Raw genomic sequence first — 18,891 nt, 5'->3', positions numbered from 1 at the left:
AAAAACATGTAAGCACAAAAAGAATTCATTAAAAATTTTTGGGGAGAACATAAAATGAATCAGTTTTGGGAAAATGAATTTGTTCATACCGCTGCCTACTTTAGTGTGGTTATTCTATGTATGATTGTCTTTTTAGCAGTATTTGAGCTTGTAACGAAATATAAGAATTGGGAAGAGATTAAAAAAGGAAATGTTGCTGTGGCAATGGCTACAGGTGGTAAGATTTTTGGGATAGCAAATGTGTTTCGTCATTCGATTATGCATAATGATCATTTACTTGTCATGATTGGTTGGGGTGTGTTCGGTTTTATTTTATTGTTAGTCGCTTATTTTGTTTTTGAATTCATGAGTCCGAAAATAAAAGTAGATGATGAAATACAAAATAATAATATTGCTGTTGGACTGATATCTATGATATTATCTATCGGAATTTCTTATATTATTGGTGCGAGCATATCTTAGGGAGCGTAATTGAATGGAGAGATTAGCAAAAATATTACTTGTATTATGCGTATTATTTATCTTAGCGGGCGTCATCTTTATGATATAAAGGAATTGATTCATTAATTAGATTTAGACAATTATTCGTATGTGGAATACAACGAATGGTTGTCTAGTTTTTTTTTAGTCAAAGAGCGCCATACTTTATTTACTCATACAACTTTTCTCCTTCCCTCATGGTGGCTATGGTTTGTGCTATTTAGCATAAGATAAAGAGGCATCTTTAGGAAATAAGGCACAGATTTATATAATTTCATTTGTCTTGCTTACAAGTGTATATTATAATAAAAAGTGAACAATTTTAAATGTTCTAAAAATATAATATTTGGGGAGGGTCGTAAATGTCTGAAGAAAAACCGTGGCTGAAGCTGTACCCTAATGAAATCCCATCAACACTTGCCTATCCAGAACAGCCTGTTCAGGAGTTTTTAGTTGCTGCCGCAAATGAGTTCCCTGAAAAAAAAGCCATTCACTTTATGGGGAAAGAATTTACGTATCGTTATGTCTATGAATCCGCTCTAAAAGTTGCAGGCTACCTGCAAAGTATCGGAATAACGAAAGGCGATCGAGTCGCTATCATGTTACCTAATACCCCGCAGTCAGTCATAAGTTATTATGGTGTTCTATTCGCAGGAGGAGTGGTGGTCCAAACAAATCCACTTTATATGGAAAGAGAACTTGAATTCCAAATGAAGGATTCAGGAGCGATTGCGATTATCACAATGGATATACTTTTTCCAAGAGTGACTAAAATACTACCTCAAACAGAATTGAAACATGTAATTGTAACCGCTATCAAGGACTTTTTACCATTTCCAAAAAATATTGTGTATCCATTTATTCAGAAAAAGCAATATGGCTTATCAGTCAATGTCAGACATGAAGGCAATTATCACTTATTAACAGAAATATTAAAAGGTGAAGCAAGACCAGTTCAAACATATGATATAGAATTCAATGAAGATTTAGCACTATTACAATATACAGGTGGGACGACTGGATTTCCGAAAGGAGTTATGCTTACCCACAAAAATTTAGTATCCAATGCTGCAATGTGTAAAGCATGGTTATATCAAACGAAAAAGGGCGAAGAGGTTATTCTAGGGATATTGCCATTTTTCCATGTATATGGTATGACAACTGTTATGATCTTAACAATTATGGAAGCTAACAAAATGGTTTTACTACCAAAGTTTGATGTTGAAACAACCTTGAAGACCATTCAGAAGCAAAAGCCAACACTTTTCCCAGGTGCTCCGACCATTTATATTGGATTATTGAATCATCCTAAAATTAAAGAATTTGACCTTTCTTCCATCGATTCCTGTATCAGTGGATCAGCGGCACTACCTGTTGAGGTCCAACAAAAATTTGAAGAAATCACTGGCGGTAAATTAGTAGAAGGATATGGGCTAACAGAGTCTTCACCTGTGACACATGCTAATTTCCTTTGGGATGAACCGAGAGTAAAGGGAAGTATTGGGATTCCTTGGCCAGACACTGATGCAAAAATTATGTCTACTGAAAATGGCGAATTTTTACCTGTTGGTGAAATTGGAGAGATTTGTGTAAAAGGTCCACAAGTCATGAAAGGCTATTGGAACCGTCCAGATGATACGGAACAAACATTAAAAGACGGCTGGTTATTAACAGGGGATTTAGGGTATATGGATGAAAATGGCTATTTTTATGTGGTTGACCGCAAGAAAGATATGATTATCGCCGGTGGATTTAATATTTATCCAAGAGAGATAGAAGAAGTGTTATATGAGCATGAAGCAGTCCAGGAAGTAGTAGCAGCTGGCGTGCCCCACCCTTACCGAGGAGAGACAGTTAAAGCTTATATTGTTAAAAAAGAGGGTGTCCATATTACAGAAGATGAATTAAATGAGTTTGCTAGAAAACACTTAGCTGCTTATAAGGTACCGAGAATTTATGAATTTCGTGAGGAACTACCTAAAACAGCAGTAGGAAAAATACTGAGAAGAGCTTTAATTGAGGAAGATAAAAAGAAATTTGCTGAAGAGCAAAATGAGGCGATCAAATAATCGGGCCAAGTGGCTCATTCTTTTTGAAACCTAGAGCTTGTCCACCTTAAAAACATAATAATTATGCAAAGTTTCTTGACAGAACAATCATTAGATAATAATATAATTTTATGAATGACTATTCATTCATTTTTATCATTCGGAATGGTTGTTCTGTTGATTAGGTGGAAACGAGTATCTCCATTCCGGTATACTCTTTGATAGGAGCAAGAGTAATATAGGGGGAGAATGATTTTGAAGAAGAACAAACCAAAATACAGACAGATTATTGATGCGGCAGTGATAGTCATTGCTGAGAATGGCTACCATCAATCACAAGTTTCAAAGATTGCCAAACAGGCAGGCGTGGCTGATGGGACGATTTATTTATATTTTAAGAACAAAGAAGATATCTTAATTTCCCTCTTTGAAAACAAAATGGGTCACTTTGTTGAAATGATTGAGGAGAAAATAGCAGGAAAAGTAAGAGCAGCAGAGAAGTTATTAATGATGGTCGAAACCCACTTTCATATTTTATCTCAAGACAAACATTTAGCTATCGTGACACAATTAGAACTAAGGCAATCGAATATCGATTTACGGCAAAAAATTAATGCCATCTTAAAAGGTTATTTAGGCTTAATCGATTCAATCTTACTCGAAGGAAAAAAAACGGGTGAGTTTGCTAGTAATCTCGATGTCCGATTAGCTAGACAGATGATCTTTGGGACAATGGATGAAACTGCCACAACATGGGTGATGAATGATCAAAAATATGATTTAACTGCGTTAGCGCCCGAAGTTCATCGCCTTTTAATCAGTGGGTGCAAAAGCCAGTAATTAAAAGTAATGGAGGTAAGCAAAAGTGGAATACTTAAATTGGAAGATTGATAATGAAGTTGCAACAATTACCATTAATCGCCCTCCTGCCAATGCACTATCATCTGGGTTGATTGAGGAATTAGGTGAAGTACTGGATCAGATTGAGCCAAACCAAGATATTAGGGTGATCCTCATTCATGGAGAAGGCCGCTTCTTCTCTGCTGGAGCAGATATTAAGGAGTTTACTTCTATCGAAAGTGGTGAAGGTTTCTCACATCTAGCAGAAAATGGACAAGCGCTCTTTGAGAGAATAGAAACCTTCAAGAAGCCTATTATTGCAGCCATTCATGGTGCAGCTTTAGGTGGAGGTCTGGAACTTGCAATGAGTTGTCATATTCGCTTAGTTGCTGAGAATACAAAAATGGGACTACCAGAATTGCAGCTTGGATTAATTCCTGGATTTGCTGGTACACAACGATTACCTCGTTTTGTTGGAACGGCAAAAGCAGCTGAAATGATTTTAACGAGTGATCCAATTACAGGGCTAGAAGCTGTACAACTCGGTTTAGCCAATCATGCTTACCCTGAAGAAAAGCTGTTAGAAAATGCCTATTCAATGGCACAAAAAATCGCCAAAAAGAGCCCAGTATCTGTCGGTGCAACATTAGAATTACTGAATTATAGTAAATCCAACCGTTATTATGATGGGGTGAAAAAGGAAGCAGAACTTTTTGGTCAAGTTTTCATAAGTGAGGATGCAAAGGAAGGTATTTCTGCATTTGTTGAAAAGCGAAATCCAGTTTTCTCAGGAAAATAATTTTTTAAATATAAACGTTTTCATTACCAATTTTGTTCATAATCTATTATAATAGATTTAATAATTTAAATTGTTAAATAATAATCGATTTGAAAAGTATTTTTAGGAATAGGTTATTGTAAGACTGAGCATACGCTCAGTCAACAATTTAGTTTTATTTGTCAAAATCTTATGAAGCAATGGAATGTTTGTAAAATTAGGAGGCGAAACCATGAACATCTATGTACTAATGAAAAGAACATTTGATACAGAAGAAAAGATCACGATTTCAGGCGGTAAAATTAATGAAGATGGAGCAGAATTCATCATCAACCCTTACGATGAATACGCAATTGAGGAAGCAATCCAAGTTCGTGATGAACATGGTGGTGAAGTAACGGTTGTTTCGGTAGGGACAGAAGAAGCTGAGAAGCAACTTCGTACAGCATTAGCGATGGGTGCTGATAAAGCAGTACTGATTAATACAGAAGATGACGTTGAAGAAGGAGATCAGTTTACGACTTCTAAAATTTTAGCTGAATTCCTTAAAGATAAAGAGGTTGATTTGATTATTGGTGGGAATGTAGCGATCGATGGTGGATCAGGTCAAGTTGGCCCACGCGTAGCGGAGCTATTAGCTATTCCTTATATCACAACCATCACTAAGTTAGATATTGAAGGTACAACAGCTACAGTTGTTCGTGATGTAGAAGGTGATTCTGAAGTAATCGAGACTTCTCTACCATTACTTGTCACTGCACAACAAGGTTTAAATGAACCGCGCTACCCTTCTTTACCAGGGATTATGAAAGCAAAGAAAAAACCTTTAGACGAAATTGAATTAGACGATCTTGATTTAGACGAAGATGATGTAGAAGCGAAAACAAAGACAATCGAAATCTCCCTACCACCGAAAAAAGAAGCTGGAAAAGTGCTTGAAGGTGAATTAGAGGGTCAAGTAAAAGAATTAGTCAGTCTACTTCATAACGAAGCAAAAGTTGTCTAATAGTGAGCATAAAAGAATAAAAACGTTGGGGGTATAATAATGGCTAGAAAAGTTTTAGTATTAGGTGAAGTAAGAGAAGGTTCATTGCGAAATGTTTCTTTTGAAGCAGTTGCTGCAGCAAAAACATCTGCTGAAGGTGGAGAAGTTGTAGGTGTTTTGTTTGGTGATTCTGTAAGCGCTTTAGGAGCTGAATTCATTCAGTATGGAGCTGACCGAGTGGTAACAGTTGAGGATGAACTGTTAAAACAATATACATCTGACGGTTATTCCCAAGCCTTACTTGCCGTTATTGATCAAGAAGATCCTGAAGGAATTATTTTCGGACATACTGCCCAAGGTAAAGATCTTGCACCGAAGATTGCGGCAAAGTTAGAATCCGGTCTTATCTCTGATGTAACAGATCTAGAAGTTGAGGGTGGTAACTTAGTCTTTACTCGTCCGATTTACTCAGGAAAAGCATTTGAAAAGAAGATTGTAACAGATGGACTTCTTTTCGCTACTATTCGTCCTAATAACATTGCACCACTTGAAAAAGATGAAAGTAGAAATGGAGATGTTTCATCTTTATCTGTAGAAATTAAAAACTTGCGTCAAGTCATCAAGGAAGTTGTACGAAAAGCAACAGAAGGTGTAGACCTTTCTGAAGCAAAAGTTATTGTTGCTGGTGGACGCGGTGTGAAAAGTGAAGAAGGTTTTGAGCCGTTAAAAGAATTGGCAGATGTCCTTGGTGGTGCTGTTGGAGCTTCACGTGGCGCATGCGATGCAGACTACTGTGATTACTCACTTCAAATTGGTCAAACAGGTAAAGTAGTTACACCGGACCTTTATATCGCTTGTGGTATATCTGGTGCGATTCAACATTTAGCTGGGATGTCCAATTCAAAGATTATTGTTGCCATCAACAAAGATCCTGAAGCGAATATCTTTAAAGTAGCGGATTATGGTATTGTGGGCGACTTATTCGAAGTCCTTCCATTACTAACGAAAGAGTTTAAAGAATTACTTGTAAATGCATAATTTTCGTTTACATCTGATATGAGCGGGTAGACTTATACTATCCGCTTCTTTACTATGTTGGCAAAAAGATTAATGTTGAATAAAATAGACATTGAATCCTTTTTAGAGGTTCAGTATGCTACAATAAAAAAATGGGTAATCTATACGAGCAAAATAATAGCATCCATTATTAATCGATGATATACTTTCGATAAGATTTTTTAGTTATTTATTAGGAGGATATAAATATTATGGCTATCACACATGCAACAGATCAAAACTTTACTGCTGAAACTGGTTCAGGTCTTGTACTTGCAGACTTCTGGGCACCATGGTGCGGACCTTGTAAAATGATTGGACCAGTTCTTGAGGAAATTGATGGAGAAATGGGAGATAAAGTAAAAATCGTTAAACTTGATGTTGACGATAACCAAGAAACTGCTGGTAAATTTGGTGTTATGAGCATCCCGACTCTCATCGTATTTAAAGATGGTGCAGAAGTAGATAAAGTGGTTGGTTTCCAACCGAAAGAAGCATTAGTTGAATTGCTTCAAAAACATGGTGCATAAGAAGTACCATAAAAACAAACCCCGGCTTCTACTTTTAGAAGATCGGGGTTTTTTTACAGTACAAGTATGGCAAAATCAGTAAGAAGGGTATGGTTTCCTCCTGCAATGATATTCTTTTTAGGTATGGATGTGACAGCTAATTATGAATGATAATATAAAAAATAAATTACCTTTATTACCTGCTCAACCAGGTTGTTATTTAATGAAAGATCGCCAAGGGACAATTATTTATGTCGGTAAGGCGAAAGTGCTTCGTAATCGGGTTAAGTCCTATTTTACCGGTTCGCATGATGGAAAGACATTAAGGCTGGTAAATGAAATTGAAGATTTTGAATATATCGTGACCTCTTCCGATATGGAAGCATTATTATTAGAGTTAAATTTAATTAAAAAGCATGACCCCAAATATAATGTCATGTTAAAGGATGATAAGAGTTATCCTTTTATTAAATTAACAAATGAAAGACATCCGAGATTAATTACCACGAGAAAAGTAAAAAAAGACAAAGGTAAATATTTTGGTCCATATCCAAATGTGCAGGCGGCCAATGAAACAAAGAGATTATTAGATCGCCTTTATCCTTTAAGAAAATGTAACACCTTACCAGATAGAGTTTGTCTCTACTACCATATCGGACAATGTCTAGCTCCTTGTGTAAATGAAGTAAAATCTGACACATACAAACAAATGACAGATGAGATTACTCGCTTCTTAAATGGTGGTTATAAAGAGATCAAAAAAGAACTCTCAACGAAAATGGAAGAAGCGTCCGCAGCGCTAGAGTTTGAGAAAGCAAAAGATTTCAGAGATAAAATTATCCATATAGAAACGACGATGGAAAAACAAAAGATTACGATGACGGATTTTACAGACCGAGATGTGTTTGCTTATGCGGTTGATAAGGGTTGGATGTGTGTACAAGTATTCTTTATTAGGCAAGGGAAACTCATTGAAAGAGATGTGTCTATGTTTCCAATCTATAATGAGCCTGAAGAAGAGATGCTCACCTATCTCGGCCGTTTTTATGAACAAGCTAACCATTTTAAACCAAAGGAAATCTACTTGCCAGACTCTGTTGATGTGACGATGGCTGAGCAGCTTTTGGATGTGAAAATATTTATTCCTCAAAGAGGGAGAAAAAAAGAACTAGTGAAACTTGCCTATAAAAATGCAAAGATTGCTTTAAAAGAAAAATTCTCGCTTATTGAACGTGATGAGAAAAGAACGGTGAATGCAATAGAAAGCTTAGGTGAGGAGCTAGGAATTTACACACCCTATCGCATTGAAGCTTTTGATAACTCCAATATCCAGGGTACCGATGCTGTCTCAGCAATGATTGTCTTTATCGATGGTAAGCCTGCAAAAAGGGAGTATCGGAAATATAAGATTAAGTCAGTTAAAGGACCAGATGATTATGAATCTATGAGGGAAGTGACGAGACGGAGATATAGCCGGGTTTTAAAAGAAGGGCTACCCCTACCTGATTTAATTATCATTGATGGTGGAAAAGGACATGTTGAAGTCGTTCGAGATGTGCTTGAGAATGAACTCGGTTTAGATATTCCACTAGCAGGATTAGTCAAAGATGATAAGCATAAAACATCTCAACTTCTTTATGGAAATCCATTAATGATCATTCCCCTCGCTCGAAATAGCCAGGAATTTTATTTATTACAACGTATTCAAGATGAAGTGCATCGATTTGCGATTACATTTCATAGACAAGTTCGTGGAAAGAGTGCATTTCAGTCACTTCTTGATGAAATTGATGGTATTGGGGAAAAAAGAAAAAAGCAGTTATTAAAAGATTTTGGTTCTGTAAAAAAAATGAAATCAGCTAGTGTAGAAGACCTTAGGGAATCTGGCTTACCATTAAAAGTTGCACAAGAACTTTATGAAAAGTTACATGAATAGACATTGTCTGAAAAAAACAAATATGGTATAGTGTTTTTAACTTTATATCAAATCACTTTTTAACTTGAAAGTGAAGGTAGAGGTGCGAGTTTCATTAGTAAAAGTTCCTTAGAAGATTGAGCTTCGTTTGAAGGACTTTGAAAGGGAATATTCGCCGAAGTGAAGAAAGACTCAATATTTTCTTCGCTGGTTCTGCATTGAATAAATGCAGGATTGTCAAGACTATCTGTCTTGGAGGGCTATCTCACTGTGTGTGCGTAGATTGTTCATACGTTTGACTACACAGCAATGGGATGGGTTTCATCTCATTGCTTTTTTTTATGCCGAATATGGGTAGAAATGTGTTGGTTGTACATACAGGCGGCAGGGAATAAAAACGAATGACTTGAAAGTAGGGGAGAAAAGTGGGCTTAATTGTACAAAAATTTGGTGGAACCTCCGTAGGCTCGGTTGATCATATTCAAAATGTAGCCAACCGTGTCATTGAAGAAAAAAATAATGGTAATGATATCGTTGTCGTTGTGTCGGCTATGGGCAAAACGACTGATCAATTAGTTGGTATGGCAAAAGAATTATCACCTGCTCCAAGTAAGAGAGAAATGGATATGTTGTTATCTACAGGTGAGCAAGTTACAATCTCCTTATTAACAATTGCATTAAATTCCAAAGGTTATGAGGCAACTTCCTATACAGGCTGGCAAGCAGGGATTAAAACGGAATCAGTACATGGTGACGCAAGAATCACTGATATTGACACAAAGCCTGTTTCACAAGAGTTAAAGAAAGGGAGAATTGTTATCGTAGCGGGTTTTCAAGGTTTAAGTGAGACTGGCCAAATAACGACATTAGGTCGGGGTGGCTCTGATACAACAGCCGTGGCTCTTGCAGCAGTATTAAAAGCGGACAAATGTGATATATACACTGATGTAACAGGTGTATTCACAACTGATCCACGCTATATAAAAAATGCAAGAAAGCTTCCATCAATCTCTTACGATGAAATGCTTGAATTAGCTAATCTTGGTGCAGGCGTTCTACACCCAAGAGCAGTTGAGTTTGCAAAAAATTACAATGTAAAGCTTGAAGTACGTTCCAGTATGGAACGAGAAGAAGGAACAATTATTGAGGAGGTTGCGGAAATGGAAGAGAACTTAGTTGTTAGAGGGGTTGCTTTTGAAGATGATATTACAAGGGTATCTGTCCTAGGGATTAAAGACCCTTTAATAAGCCTTTCATCCATCTTTTCACTCTTGGCGAAAGAACATATAAATGTTGATATTATTATACAAAGTATTACAGATGATAAATCATCAGGCTTATCTTTTTCAATTAAAAACCAAGATCTTACAGAGACTGTGAAAATACTAGAAAAAAATCGAGAAGCCTTAAGTTATGATCAGATTGAATGGGAATCACAATTGGCGAAAATCTCGATTGTCGGTTCAGGAATGATTTCAAACCCAGGAGTAGCAGCGGAGATGTTTAATGTATTAGCTGCTAATAACATCGTTGTAAAGATGGTCAGTACATCTGAAATAAAGGTCTCGGCTGTGATCGACCAAGCGCATATGTTAAATGCTGCTCAAGCTTTACATCAAACGTTTAATTTAGCTGGGGATTTAATAAAAAATTAAATGAGCTAGCAGTAGTATAAGATAGGAAAATCCAAACACCATTTAAACGCCTTAAAAAGAATGATGTTTGGATTTTTTTTACTGTTGGGTATATTTATTAGGTGTGGATAATGTCCTTTTTATCCCATTTGACTGTGAAGAGGACCTTTCCACCTTTTTTACGTGGGTGCTCGAATGTTTCGCAAATCACTTCTTTTTTCTGTTCGATTTGTTGAGCAATAAAACCAGCTTCTAATTGGAATGTTGCGTGAGCATTTTCTTTACAGCGCTTTTGAATGACTTCACTTGTTAACTCGTATTCGATTTCTTTTTTGTTTTCGAGGTTTTTCGTTAATTTTCCCCAACCAGCCTCGACAAAGAAGCTGAATAAGTCTTCTTCTGTTTGAAGAGGATATTTACGTGCTAGTCTCTTGCCTGCCCAGTATAAGATATCTGGTGCGTCTTTACCTAGTAAATCATGTAAAAGTTCTTCTCTAATTAATTCATAGCCAAAGGATGAAATCATTTCTTTGTTTGGTTCAATTGATTCTGCCATGTTTTCGGTTTGTTCTATTTGGGCTTCTTGAGATGGCATATTATGCTAAATCTCCCCTCTTTCATAAAGTCTAATATATACAATTTACTTGGAAAAAACGAATACGTACAGTGAAAAGGGAAAAATTTTTAGTTTGTAAAACTGGTGTAAATTATGGGAATAATCTTAACACTAATAATAATCTAATGTAAATGCATTTTTATGCGTAAAATATGAATATTATTGCGTGATTTAAGCTATTTTAATATACCGCCAAATAGGGTTGAAAAAACTATATCATTGGTTTTTTGAGTGAAACTAGAATAGAAAAAATTTTCGTAATATCGACAAAATCTGTATCCGTTTTCTTGACGCTAATGGGCGATGGGAGTAAAATGGACATGTCATATAAATGTTTTGAAAATGATTTGCATTTTCTTAGTGATGCGAAGGATTTGTTATGTACATATTCAGCGTGTCATGCTACAAATTCAAGGGGGTAAACTTATGGCGGGTAATCGAGAGTTTTTAAATCGCAGATTGCATTCATTACTTGGAGTTATACCTGTTGGGGTCTTTCTGATCCAACACTTAGTAGTGAACCATTTTGCAACTAGGGGAGAAGAGGCATTTAATAGCGCATCACATTTCATGGAAAGTCTTCCTTTTAGATATTTCCTAGAAATATTTATTATTTTCTTACCTTTGTTATATCATGCAATTTACGGTCTTTACATTGCGTTTACAGCAAAAAATAACACTTCAAGATTCGGATTTTTCCGAAACTGGATGTTCTTAGTTCAACGTGTAACCGGTGTAATTACATTGATTTTCATCGTTTGGCATGTTTGGGAGACTCGTATTGCAGCAATGTTCGGTGCCGAAGTAAATTATGATATGATGGCTGATATTTTGTCTAGCCCATTCATGTTAGCATTTTACATCGTTGGTGTATTATCTGCAATTTTCCACTTTGCAAATGGTTTATGGTCCTTCATGGTAAGCTGGGGAATTACAGTATCTCCTAGATCACAATTGATTTCAACTTATGTAACTTTAGTCATTTTTATCGCATTATCAATTGTAGGTATTCGTGCTATTTTTGCTTTCGTGTAATGAATACATACATTTTTCTATAATTTGTTCGGTTTTTTTTAGAGGTATTAGTATTAAGGGAGTGAGTCAGATATGGGTAAAGGAAAGGTTATTGTTGTCGGTGGCGGATTAGCCGGATTGATGGCAACTGTTAAAATTGCTGAAGCTGGCGGACAAGTAGAATTATTTTCTTTAGTGCCGGTTAAACGTTCTCACTCTGTTTGTGCCCAAGGTGGTATTAACGGAGCAGTAAATACAAAAGGTGAAGGGGATTCTCCTTGGATTCACTTTGATGATACAATTTATGGTGGTGACTTCTTAGCTAACCAACCTCCAGTTAAGGCAATGGCAGAAGCAGCACCTGGAATTATTCACTTATTCGACCGTATGGGTGTTATGTTCAACCGTACACCTGAAGGGTTATTAGATTTTAGACGCTTTGGCGGAACACAGCATCACCGTACTGCTTTTGCTGGTGCGACAACAGGTCAACAATTGCTTTATGCATTGGATGAGCAAGTGCGTCGTCACGAAGTAGCAGGGTTAGTAACAAAATATGAGGGGTGGGAGTTCTTGGGAACTGTCATTGATGATGACGGAGTTTGTCGCGGGGTAGTAGCGCAAAACCTACAAACAATGGAAATCCAATCATTCGCAGCAGATGCTGTCATTATGGCTTCTGGTGGACCGGGAATTATTTTTGGTAAATCAACTAACTCTATTATTAATACAGGCTCTGCTGCATCAATCGTTTATCAACAAGGCGCGTATTATGCAAATGGTGAGTTCATTCAAATCCATCCAACTGCTATACCAGGAGATGACAAACTACGTCTAATGAGTGAATCTGCACGTGGTGAAGGTGGTCGTGTTTGGACATATAAAGACGGGAAACCTTGGTATTTCTTAGAGGAAAAATATCCGGCATACGGTAACTTAGTTCCTCGTGATATTGCTACACGAGAAATCTTTGATGTTTGTGTAAACCAAAAACTAGGTATCAATGGTGAAAACATGGTTTACCTTGATCTTTCACATAAAGACCCGAAAGAATTAGATATTAAATTGGGTGGTATTATTGAAATTTACGAGAAATTCCAAGGTGATGACCCTCGTAAAGTACCAATGAAAATCTTCCCAGCTGTTCACTATTCAATGGGTGGTTTATGGGTAGATTATGATCAAATGACAAATATCCCTGGATTGTTTGCTGCAGGTGAGTGTGATTATTCACAACATGGTGGTAACCGTCTTGGAGCTAACTCATTGCTTTCTGCCATTTATGGTGGTATGGTTGCTGGACCAAAAGCGCTTGAATATATTGAAGGATTAGAGAAATCAAGTGAAGATTTATCTTCTTCATTATTCGAAGGTGCAGTTCAACAAGAACAAGAGAAATGGAATAAAATCATGTCTCTTGATGGAACAGAAAATGCATATATCCTTCACAAAGAACTTGGTGAATGGATGACTGATAATGTAACAGTTGTTCGTCATAACGATCGTTTATTAAAAACAGATGCTAAAATTGTTGAATTGTTAGAGAGATATGAAAATATCAACATTAACGATACAGCAAAATGGAGTAACCAAGGGGCGGCGTTTACTCGTCAATTACAAAATATGCTTCAATTAGCTCGTGTTATTACAATTGGTGCATATAACCGTAACGAAAGCCGCGGTGCCCATTATAAACCAGAATTCCCTGATCGAAATGATGATGAATTCTTAAAAACAACTATGGCTAAATTCGTTGATGGCAAATCAGCGCCACAATTCCATTACGATGAAGTGGATATCAGCTTGATTAAGCCACGTAAACGTGACTATACAACGAAACATTAAGAGAAAACTCGATGAAAGGGGAGTAATTAATCGTGTCAGAAGCAGCAGTAAAGTCTAAAACCGTATTATTTCAAATTACAAGACAAGATGGTCCTGATTCAGATTCTTATGTAGAAGAATTTGAACTTGATTATCGTCCAAATATGAATGTGATCTCTGCTCTAATGGAAATTCGAAGAAACCCGGTAAATACAAAAGGGGAGCATACAACACCAATTACTTGGGACATGAACTGTTTGGAAGAAGTTTGTGGAGCTTGTTCTATGGTCATTAATGGCAAACCGCGTCAATCTTGTACAGCTCTGATCGACCAATTAGAACAACCAATTCGTTTAGCACCAATGAAAACATTCCCGGTAGTACGTGATTTACAAGTTGATCGTAGTCGCATGTTTGATTCATTGAAAAAAGTAAAAGCATGGATTCCGATTGATGGAACATATGATTTAGGTCCAGGGCCTCGTATGCCAGAGAAAAAACGCCAATGGGCTTATGAATTATCAAAATGTATGACTTGTGGTGTATGTTTAGAAGCGTGTCCAAATGTAAACAGCAAATCTGATTTTATCGGACCGGCACCACTTTCTCAAGTGCGTTTATTCAACTCTCATCCAACGGGTGAAATGAATAAGGCAGATCGTTTAGAGGAAATTATGGGTGACGGTGGTCTTGCTAACTGTGGTAACTCACAAAACTGTGTGCAATCTTGCCCTAAAGGTATTCCTTTAACAACATCAATTGCCGCGCTTAACCGTGATACAACATTACAATCTTTCAAAAACTTCTTTGGAAGTGACCGTGTGTAATAGATTTTATAGAACACTGAGGCTTATAGCCTCAGTGTTTTTTTTATCCAGTAAAAGGGTAAGAGTGTGATCTTCGTTTGAAGGAGCAATATTTTAATAGTTATTAAGCAATTCGTACTGAAAATTCATAATAATAAAACAAAATACCTATTAATTGATGAATGAAGAAAGTACTTTCAGCTTATTTTTGGCAAAAAATGTAGAATTTTTGTTATAAATAAACACGAATCATAGAAAAACTGGTATATTTCAGTTGTTGAAAGATTAATAATAATTTGAAGGAGGAACAGAATGAAATTAGCTAGTAATCGATGGTTGGCCTTATTGATGATTTTTATGTTAATATTTTCTAGCTTCAGCCCTCTAGCGGGACAAGCAGCACAAGAAGATGTATTGACGGTGAATGAAGCGATTGAAAATAACGAAGGAAATGCAACAGTAGAAGGTTACATAGTAGGTCATACAGTTTCGACGAATAATTACAATTTTAATCCACCTTTTAGTAATGACTATAATATTGCGATAGCTGATGATGCGAATGAACAAGATTCGTCAAAAATTTTACCTGTGCAAGTGTCTAGCAGCTTTCGTGCGACATTTGGCTTACAGACTAACCCTGATATTATAGGTGAAAAAGTACAAATAACAGGCAATCTTGAAGCATATTTTACCGTACCTGGCTTGAAAAATCCAACTGCATTTACATTTGCTGATGGAAACCCTGATGATGGGGAAGAGGAAGAGCCATCTGATGGTGTTGAAGGTCTGCGCATTGGTGATATACAAGGAGCGGGGCATGAGTCTCCTTATGTAAATCAGAACGTAACAGCTGTACAAGGTATTGTAACAAAAGTAGTAGATAACAGTAATTTTTATATGCAAGATGATACACCCGATGATAATCCCCATACATCAGAAGGGATTCTCGTCTACAAGCCTACGCATCAAGTAAAAGTTGGAGATAAGGTTACAGTGGATGGGCTTGTGAAAGAATGGGTTCTTGACGGATATAGTGAAAAGTTAGAAACAGATTTAGCCATGACTGAAATCAATGCCCAAAATGGGAGGGTAAGCATTGAATCATCAGGAAATGACCTGCCAGAAGCAATTGTTTTAGGCAAAGATCTTCCTTTACCTCATGATATTATTGATAATGATGAAATGCAATCTTTTGACCCTGAAGAAGATGGTATCGATTTTTATGAGAGTCTAGAGGGTATGCGCGTCGCAGTGGAGAATCCTCAAGTTGTTGCACCTCAAAAATATGGTGAAATACCTGTCATTGCGAATCAAGAAGAGGATAAACTCTATACGGATCAAGGTGGGGTTTTATTAACGGAAGATAATGCAAATCCAGAAAGACTGCATCTTTTATTAGAAGAGGATAATTATGTAGCTAAAACGGGTGATCGTTTTGATGGTACAGTCACCGGTGTAATTAGTTATGGTTATAGCAACTTTAAAGTGTTAGTGGATATGGATTCTTTACCAGATCTTATTGAATCGGAAAAAGAAGAAGTAACGACAGAACTTGGCAAGGATGAAGGAAAATTAACAGTTGCCTCTTATAATATTGAAAATTATTATGAAGGTACAAGCCAAGAAAAGACAAATAGAATAGCGCAGTCAATGGTTAATGAGTTAAATTCACCGGATATTATTGGTCTTGTAGAGGTACAAGATGATAATGGCCCGACTGATGATGGTATAACAACGGCAAAAGCTAGTTATGAGAAATTAATTGCAGCCATTGCCGCAAATAGTGGTCCGACGTATGACTGGGCAGATATTGCCCCAGAAGACAAGCAAGATGGTGGTCAGCCGGGTGGGAATATCCGAGTAGGATATCTCTATAATCCAGAAAGAGTTACTTTAAAAGAGGCACCCAAAGGTGGGGCTAACGACGCAGTTACGTATGAAGACGGTCAATTAACATTGAACCCAGGTCGCATCGATCCGACGAATGAAATTTTCCAAGATACAAGAAAATCGCTAGCAGCACAGTTTGAATTTAATGGAGAAGATGTGATTGTCGTTGCTAATCACTTTAATTCTAAGTCAGGTGATGAACCACTATTTGGGAAGAATCAACCTCCGGAATTAGTGAGTGAAGCACAAAGAATACAGTTAGCAGAAGCTGTAAATGGGTTTGTGAAAGATATAGAGTCTAAAAACCCAGATGCGAATGTTGTTGTATTAGGGGATATGAATGATTTTCAATTCACTCCCACATTAGAAACATTAAAAGGTGAAGAGTTAACGAATATGGTTGATACTTTACCGGAAAACGAACAGTATACGTATAATTACCAAGGAAATATGCAAGTACTTGATCATATTTTAGTATCGAATCATTTAGCAGAAGCTGCCAAAGTAGATATTTTAAATATCAATTCTCTATACATGGAGGAGCATGGTAGAGCTAGTGATCATGATCCGTTATTAGTTGAGTTAGACATCGCGGTAGAAGAGGAAAATGAGGGGCCATTCTCAATGAGTATCCTTCATACAAATGATACCCATGCTCATTTAGAAAATGTTCCAAGATTGTTTACTGCAGTGAATCAACTAAGAGATGAAAAAGAAAATACACTATTAGTTGATGCTGGGGATGTATTCTCAGGTACATTATTTTTCAATATGTACCTAGGACAAGCGGACTTACAATTTATGAATCGTTTAGGTTATGATGCTATGACATTTGGAAATCATGAGTTTGACAAAGATTCGCAAGTGTTGGCTGACTTTGTATCCAATGCGGATTTTCCATTTGTTAGTGCAAATGTGAATGTTGAGAATGATGAGATTTTAAGCCAATTAAAAGTAAATGAGTTTGGATATCCTGGAGAAAACGGTAAGATCTATCCTGCCATTATTAAAGAAGTAGATGGCGAAAAAGTAGCATTATTTGGCTTAACAACAGAGGACACTTCATTTTTGGCGAACCCAGATGAAGCCATTGTTTTTGAAGATGCAGTTGAAATGGCTAGCAATACAGTAGCAGCGCTTGAAGAAGAAGGAATTAATAAAATTATTGCACTTTCACATTTAGGTTATACGCCAGATCAGGAATTAGCTGAAGCTGTTCAAGGTATCGATGTGATTGTTGGAGGACATTCTCATACGACATTAGAAGAGCCAGTTGTAAAAAATGAAGATGGAGAACCAACTTTAATCGTTCAAGCCAATGAATATCATAAATATTTAGGCTCTTTAGACATTGTTTTCGATGATGAAGGCGTACTGTCAGAGTGGAATGGTGAATTACTTGATCTCGTTAGTCAAGATGAGAACGGTGAATATGTTTATGAAGAAGATGAATGGGCGCGTAATAAACTTGATGAGTTAAGTGAACCGCTGGAGGAATTAAAACAAGAAGTAGTCGGGTACAGTGAAGTTGCCTTGAATGGTGAACGTACTGATGTTCGTACGAAAGAGACCAATTTAGGAAACTTGATTGCAGATGGTATGCTCTCTAAAGCTAATGAATCTGTGCCAACACAAATTGCGATGCAGAATGGTGGCGGTATTCGTGCATCCATTGCTCAAGGTGAAATTACGCTTGGCGATGTTCTTACTGTGTTGCCTTTCGGTAATATGTTAGTCACCCTTGATTTAACAGGAGAAGAAATAAAACAAGCTTTAGAACATAGTGTAGCAAATATTGAAGAAGGTGCTGGCCAGTTTATGCAAGTGGCAGGTCTTCGCTTTAAATTTGACCAAGCACAGCCAGTGGGTGAACGTGTCCATGGCGTTGACGTGAAAGTAGACGGTGAATATATAGCAATCAATGAAGACGAAACCTATACGGTTGCGACCAACGCTTTCACGGCCGATGGTGGAGATGGATATGATATGTTCAAAAAAGCCAAGGATGAGGGCAGAATTACTGAACTATTTGAAGTGGATTATGATGTGTTTTCCACCTATTTGGAAAACAATAATCCGGTAGCTCCGGAAGTTGAAGGAAGAATTATTGCAGAAGTCAAATCAACAGATCCGGAAGAGCCAAGTGAACCTGAAAACCCTGAAGAGCCGAGCGCTTGTATTCCTGGCCCTGATACTAGCTGGTCTGAGTGTAAACAAGAAATCATTGATCACTTGAAGGATAAGGTAAGAGAATTCACAAGATGGATTTGGGAAATGATTAAAAAATGGTTTGGATTTTAGGATAAAGTAAGCCCTAGCACACACTTCGTAAAAAAGTTTGTGCTGGGGTTTTTTATTGTAGTGTTAACTCCATATCTTTGAGATTTCTCGTTTTTTATAAGAAAGTGTTGGTAAATTATTTGTTGAGTCATTTTATCTGCTTTTTACATTTGAAAAGGAAATCCTTTCAAATGACCCAAAAACACGTTTTACACG

At 36.9% G+C, this 18,891-nt stretch carries 14 protein-coding genes and 1 riboswitch; of the genes, 13 read left to right on the top strand and 1 reads right to left on the bottom strand.

The features are described from left to right. The first annotated feature begins 54 nt into the window (after nucleotides 1-54). The 9 genes from U9M49_RS09570 to U9M49_RS09530 all read left to right on the top strand — a co-directional run bounded on the left by U9M49_RS09570 (nucleotide 55) and on the right by U9M49_RS09530 (nucleotide 10,266). Nucleotides 55-462 (top strand): DUF350 domain-containing protein, encoded by a 408-nt coding sequence (locus tag U9M49_RS09570; protein WP_095372340.1) that lies wholly within the window; start codon nucleotides 55-57, stop codon nucleotides 460-462. Between the two features lie 380 nt (nucleotides 463-842). Further along, complete coding sequence (locus U9M49_RS09565) at nucleotides 843-2,549, top strand: AMP-binding protein (protein ID WP_322909656.1); 1,707 nt, start codon at nucleotides 843-845, stop codon at nucleotides 2,547-2,549. 234 nt (nucleotides 2,550-2,783) lie between these two features. After that, complete coding sequence (locus U9M49_RS09560; RefSeq protein WP_095372342.1) at nucleotides 2,784-3,368, top strand: TetR/AcrR family transcriptional regulator; 585 nt, start codon at nucleotides 2,784-2,786, stop codon at nucleotides 3,366-3,368. 25 nt (nucleotides 3,369-3,393) lie between these two features. Further along, a complete protein-coding gene (locus U9M49_RS09555; RefSeq protein ID WP_322909655.1) occupies nucleotides 3,394-4,167 on the top strand; it encodes an enoyl-CoA hydratase in 774 nt (257 codons plus the stop codon). Nucleotides 4,168-4,378: 211 nt separating this feature from the next. Continuing rightward, the gene (locus U9M49_RS09550) at nucleotides 4,379-5,152 is read left to right on the top strand and encodes an electron transfer flavoprotein subunit beta/FixA family protein (RefSeq protein WP_224935805.1); all 774 of its coding nucleotides are present in this window, start codon (nucleotides 4,379-4,381) and stop codon (nucleotides 5,150-5,152) included. 39 nt (nucleotides 5,153-5,191) lie between these two features. Further along, nucleotides 5,192-6,169: an electron transfer flavoprotein subunit alpha/FixB family protein gene (locus U9M49_RS09545; protein ID WP_095372345.1), complete on the top strand. Its 978-nt coding sequence runs from the start codon at nucleotides 5,192-5,194 to the stop codon at nucleotides 6,167-6,169. Nucleotides 6,170-6,399: 230 nt separating this feature from the next. After that, nucleotides 6,400-6,717 (top strand): thioredoxin, encoded by a 318-nt coding sequence (gene trxA / locus U9M49_RS09540; RefSeq protein WP_095372346.1) that lies wholly within the window; start codon nucleotides 6,400-6,402, stop codon nucleotides 6,715-6,717. 142 nt (nucleotides 6,718-6,859) lie between these two features. After that, nucleotides 6,860-8,632, top strand: a complete 1,773-nt coding sequence (uvrC, locus tag U9M49_RS09535; protein ID WP_251162600.1) for an excinuclease ABC subunit UvrC — start codon at nucleotides 6,860-6,862, stop codon at nucleotides 8,630-8,632. Nucleotides 8,633-8,701: 69 nt separating this feature from the next. Next, nucleotides 8,702-8,882: riboswitch (Lysine riboswitch) on the top strand. A gap of 154 nt (nucleotides 8,883-9,036) precedes the next feature. Next, nucleotides 9,037-10,266 carry an aspartate kinase gene (locus U9M49_RS09530; RefSeq protein ID WP_095372348.1) on the top strand — a complete coding sequence of 410 codons (1,230 nt, stop codon included), beginning with the start codon at nucleotides 9,037-9,039 and terminating at the stop codon, nucleotides 10,264-10,266. A 97-nt stretch (nucleotides 10,267-10,363) separates the two neighbouring features. On the opposite strand, the gene U9M49_RS09525 is transcribed toward U9M49_RS09530, so the two are convergent. Next, nucleotides 10,364-10,840, bottom strand: coding sequence for a YslB family protein (locus U9M49_RS09525; RefSeq protein WP_322909654.1), 477 nt, complete (start codon nucleotides 10,838-10,840; stop codon nucleotides 10,364-10,366). 447 nt (nucleotides 10,841-11,287) lie between these two features. Here U9M49_RS09525 and U9M49_RS09520 point away from each other — a divergent pair, with 447 nt between their 5' ends. The 4 genes from U9M49_RS09520 to U9M49_RS09505 all read left to right on the top strand — a co-directional run bounded on the left by U9M49_RS09520 (nucleotide 11,288) and on the right by U9M49_RS09505 (nucleotide 18,696). After that, a complete protein-coding gene (locus U9M49_RS09520; RefSeq protein ID WP_095372349.1) occupies nucleotides 11,288-11,896 on the top strand; it encodes a succinate dehydrogenase cytochrome b558 subunit in 609 nt (202 codons plus the stop codon). Between the two features lie 72 nt (nucleotides 11,897-11,968). Beyond that, nucleotides 11,969-13,720: a succinate dehydrogenase flavoprotein subunit gene (sdhA, locus tag U9M49_RS09515; RefSeq protein ID WP_095372350.1), complete on the top strand. Its 1,752-nt coding sequence runs from the start codon at nucleotides 11,969-11,971 to the stop codon at nucleotides 13,718-13,720. Between the two features lie 32 nt (nucleotides 13,721-13,752). Beyond that, nucleotides 13,753-14,526 carry a succinate dehydrogenase iron-sulfur subunit gene (gene sdhB / locus U9M49_RS09510; protein ID WP_095372351.1) on the top strand — a complete coding sequence of 258 codons (774 nt, stop codon included), beginning with the start codon at nucleotides 13,753-13,755 and terminating at the stop codon, nucleotides 14,524-14,526. 291 nt (nucleotides 14,527-14,817) lie between these two features. Next, nucleotides 14,818-18,696, top strand: a complete 3,879-nt coding sequence (locus U9M49_RS09505) for a 5'-nucleotidase C-terminal domain-containing protein (protein WP_322909653.1) — start codon at nucleotides 14,818-14,820, stop codon at nucleotides 18,694-18,696. Nucleotides 18,697-18,891 lie beyond the last annotated feature (195 nt).

This window comes from Cytobacillus sp. OWB-43, from assembly GCF_034651445.1.
GTDB lineage: Bacteria > Bacillota > Bacilli > Bacillales > Cytobacillaceae > Cytobacillus > Cytobacillus kochii.
The sequence above is the reverse complement of the archived record's forward strand: the minus strand, read 5'-3'. Positions and strand labels throughout refer to the sequence as shown.

What these genes read in the sequence shown, in the direction of transcription:
- sdhA (WP_095372350.1), top strand. Translation starts at nt 11,969, where the DNA reads ATGGGTAAAGGAAAGGTTATTGTTGTCGGTGGCGGATTAGCCGGATTG.
- U9M49_RS09520 (WP_095372349.1), top strand. Translation starts at nt 11,288, where the DNA reads ATGGCGGGTAATCGAGAGTTTTTAAATCGCAGATTGCATTCATTACTT.
- U9M49_RS09545 (WP_095372345.1), top strand. Translation starts at nt 5,192, where the DNA reads ATGGCTAGAAAAGTTTTAGTATTAGGTGAAGTAAGAGAAGGTTCATTG.
- U9M49_RS09525 (WP_322909654.1), bottom strand. Translation starts at nt 10,840, where the DNA reads ATGCCATCTCAAGAAGCCCAAATAGAACAAACCGAAAACATGGCAGAA.
- uvrC (WP_251162600.1), top strand. Translation starts at nt 6,860, where the DNA reads ATGAATGATAATATAAAAAATAAATTACCTTTATTACCTGCTCAACCA.
- U9M49_RS09505 (WP_322909653.1), top strand. Translation starts at nt 14,818, where the DNA reads ATGAAATTAGCTAGTAATCGATGGTTGGCCTTATTGATGATTTTTATG.
- U9M49_RS09550 (WP_224935805.1), top strand. Translation starts at nt 4,379, where the DNA reads ATGAACATCTATGTACTAATGAAAAGAACATTTGATACAGAAGAAAAG.
- U9M49_RS09570 (WP_095372340.1), top strand. Translation starts at nt 55, where the DNA reads ATGAATCAGTTTTGGGAAAATGAATTTGTTCATACCGCTGCCTACTTT.
- trxA (WP_095372346.1), top strand. Translation starts at nt 6,400, where the DNA reads ATGGCTATCACACATGCAACAGATCAAAACTTTACTGCTGAAACTGGT.
- U9M49_RS09565 (WP_322909656.1), top strand. Translation starts at nt 843, where the DNA reads ATGTCTGAAGAAAAACCGTGGCTGAAGCTGTACCCTAATGAAATCCCA.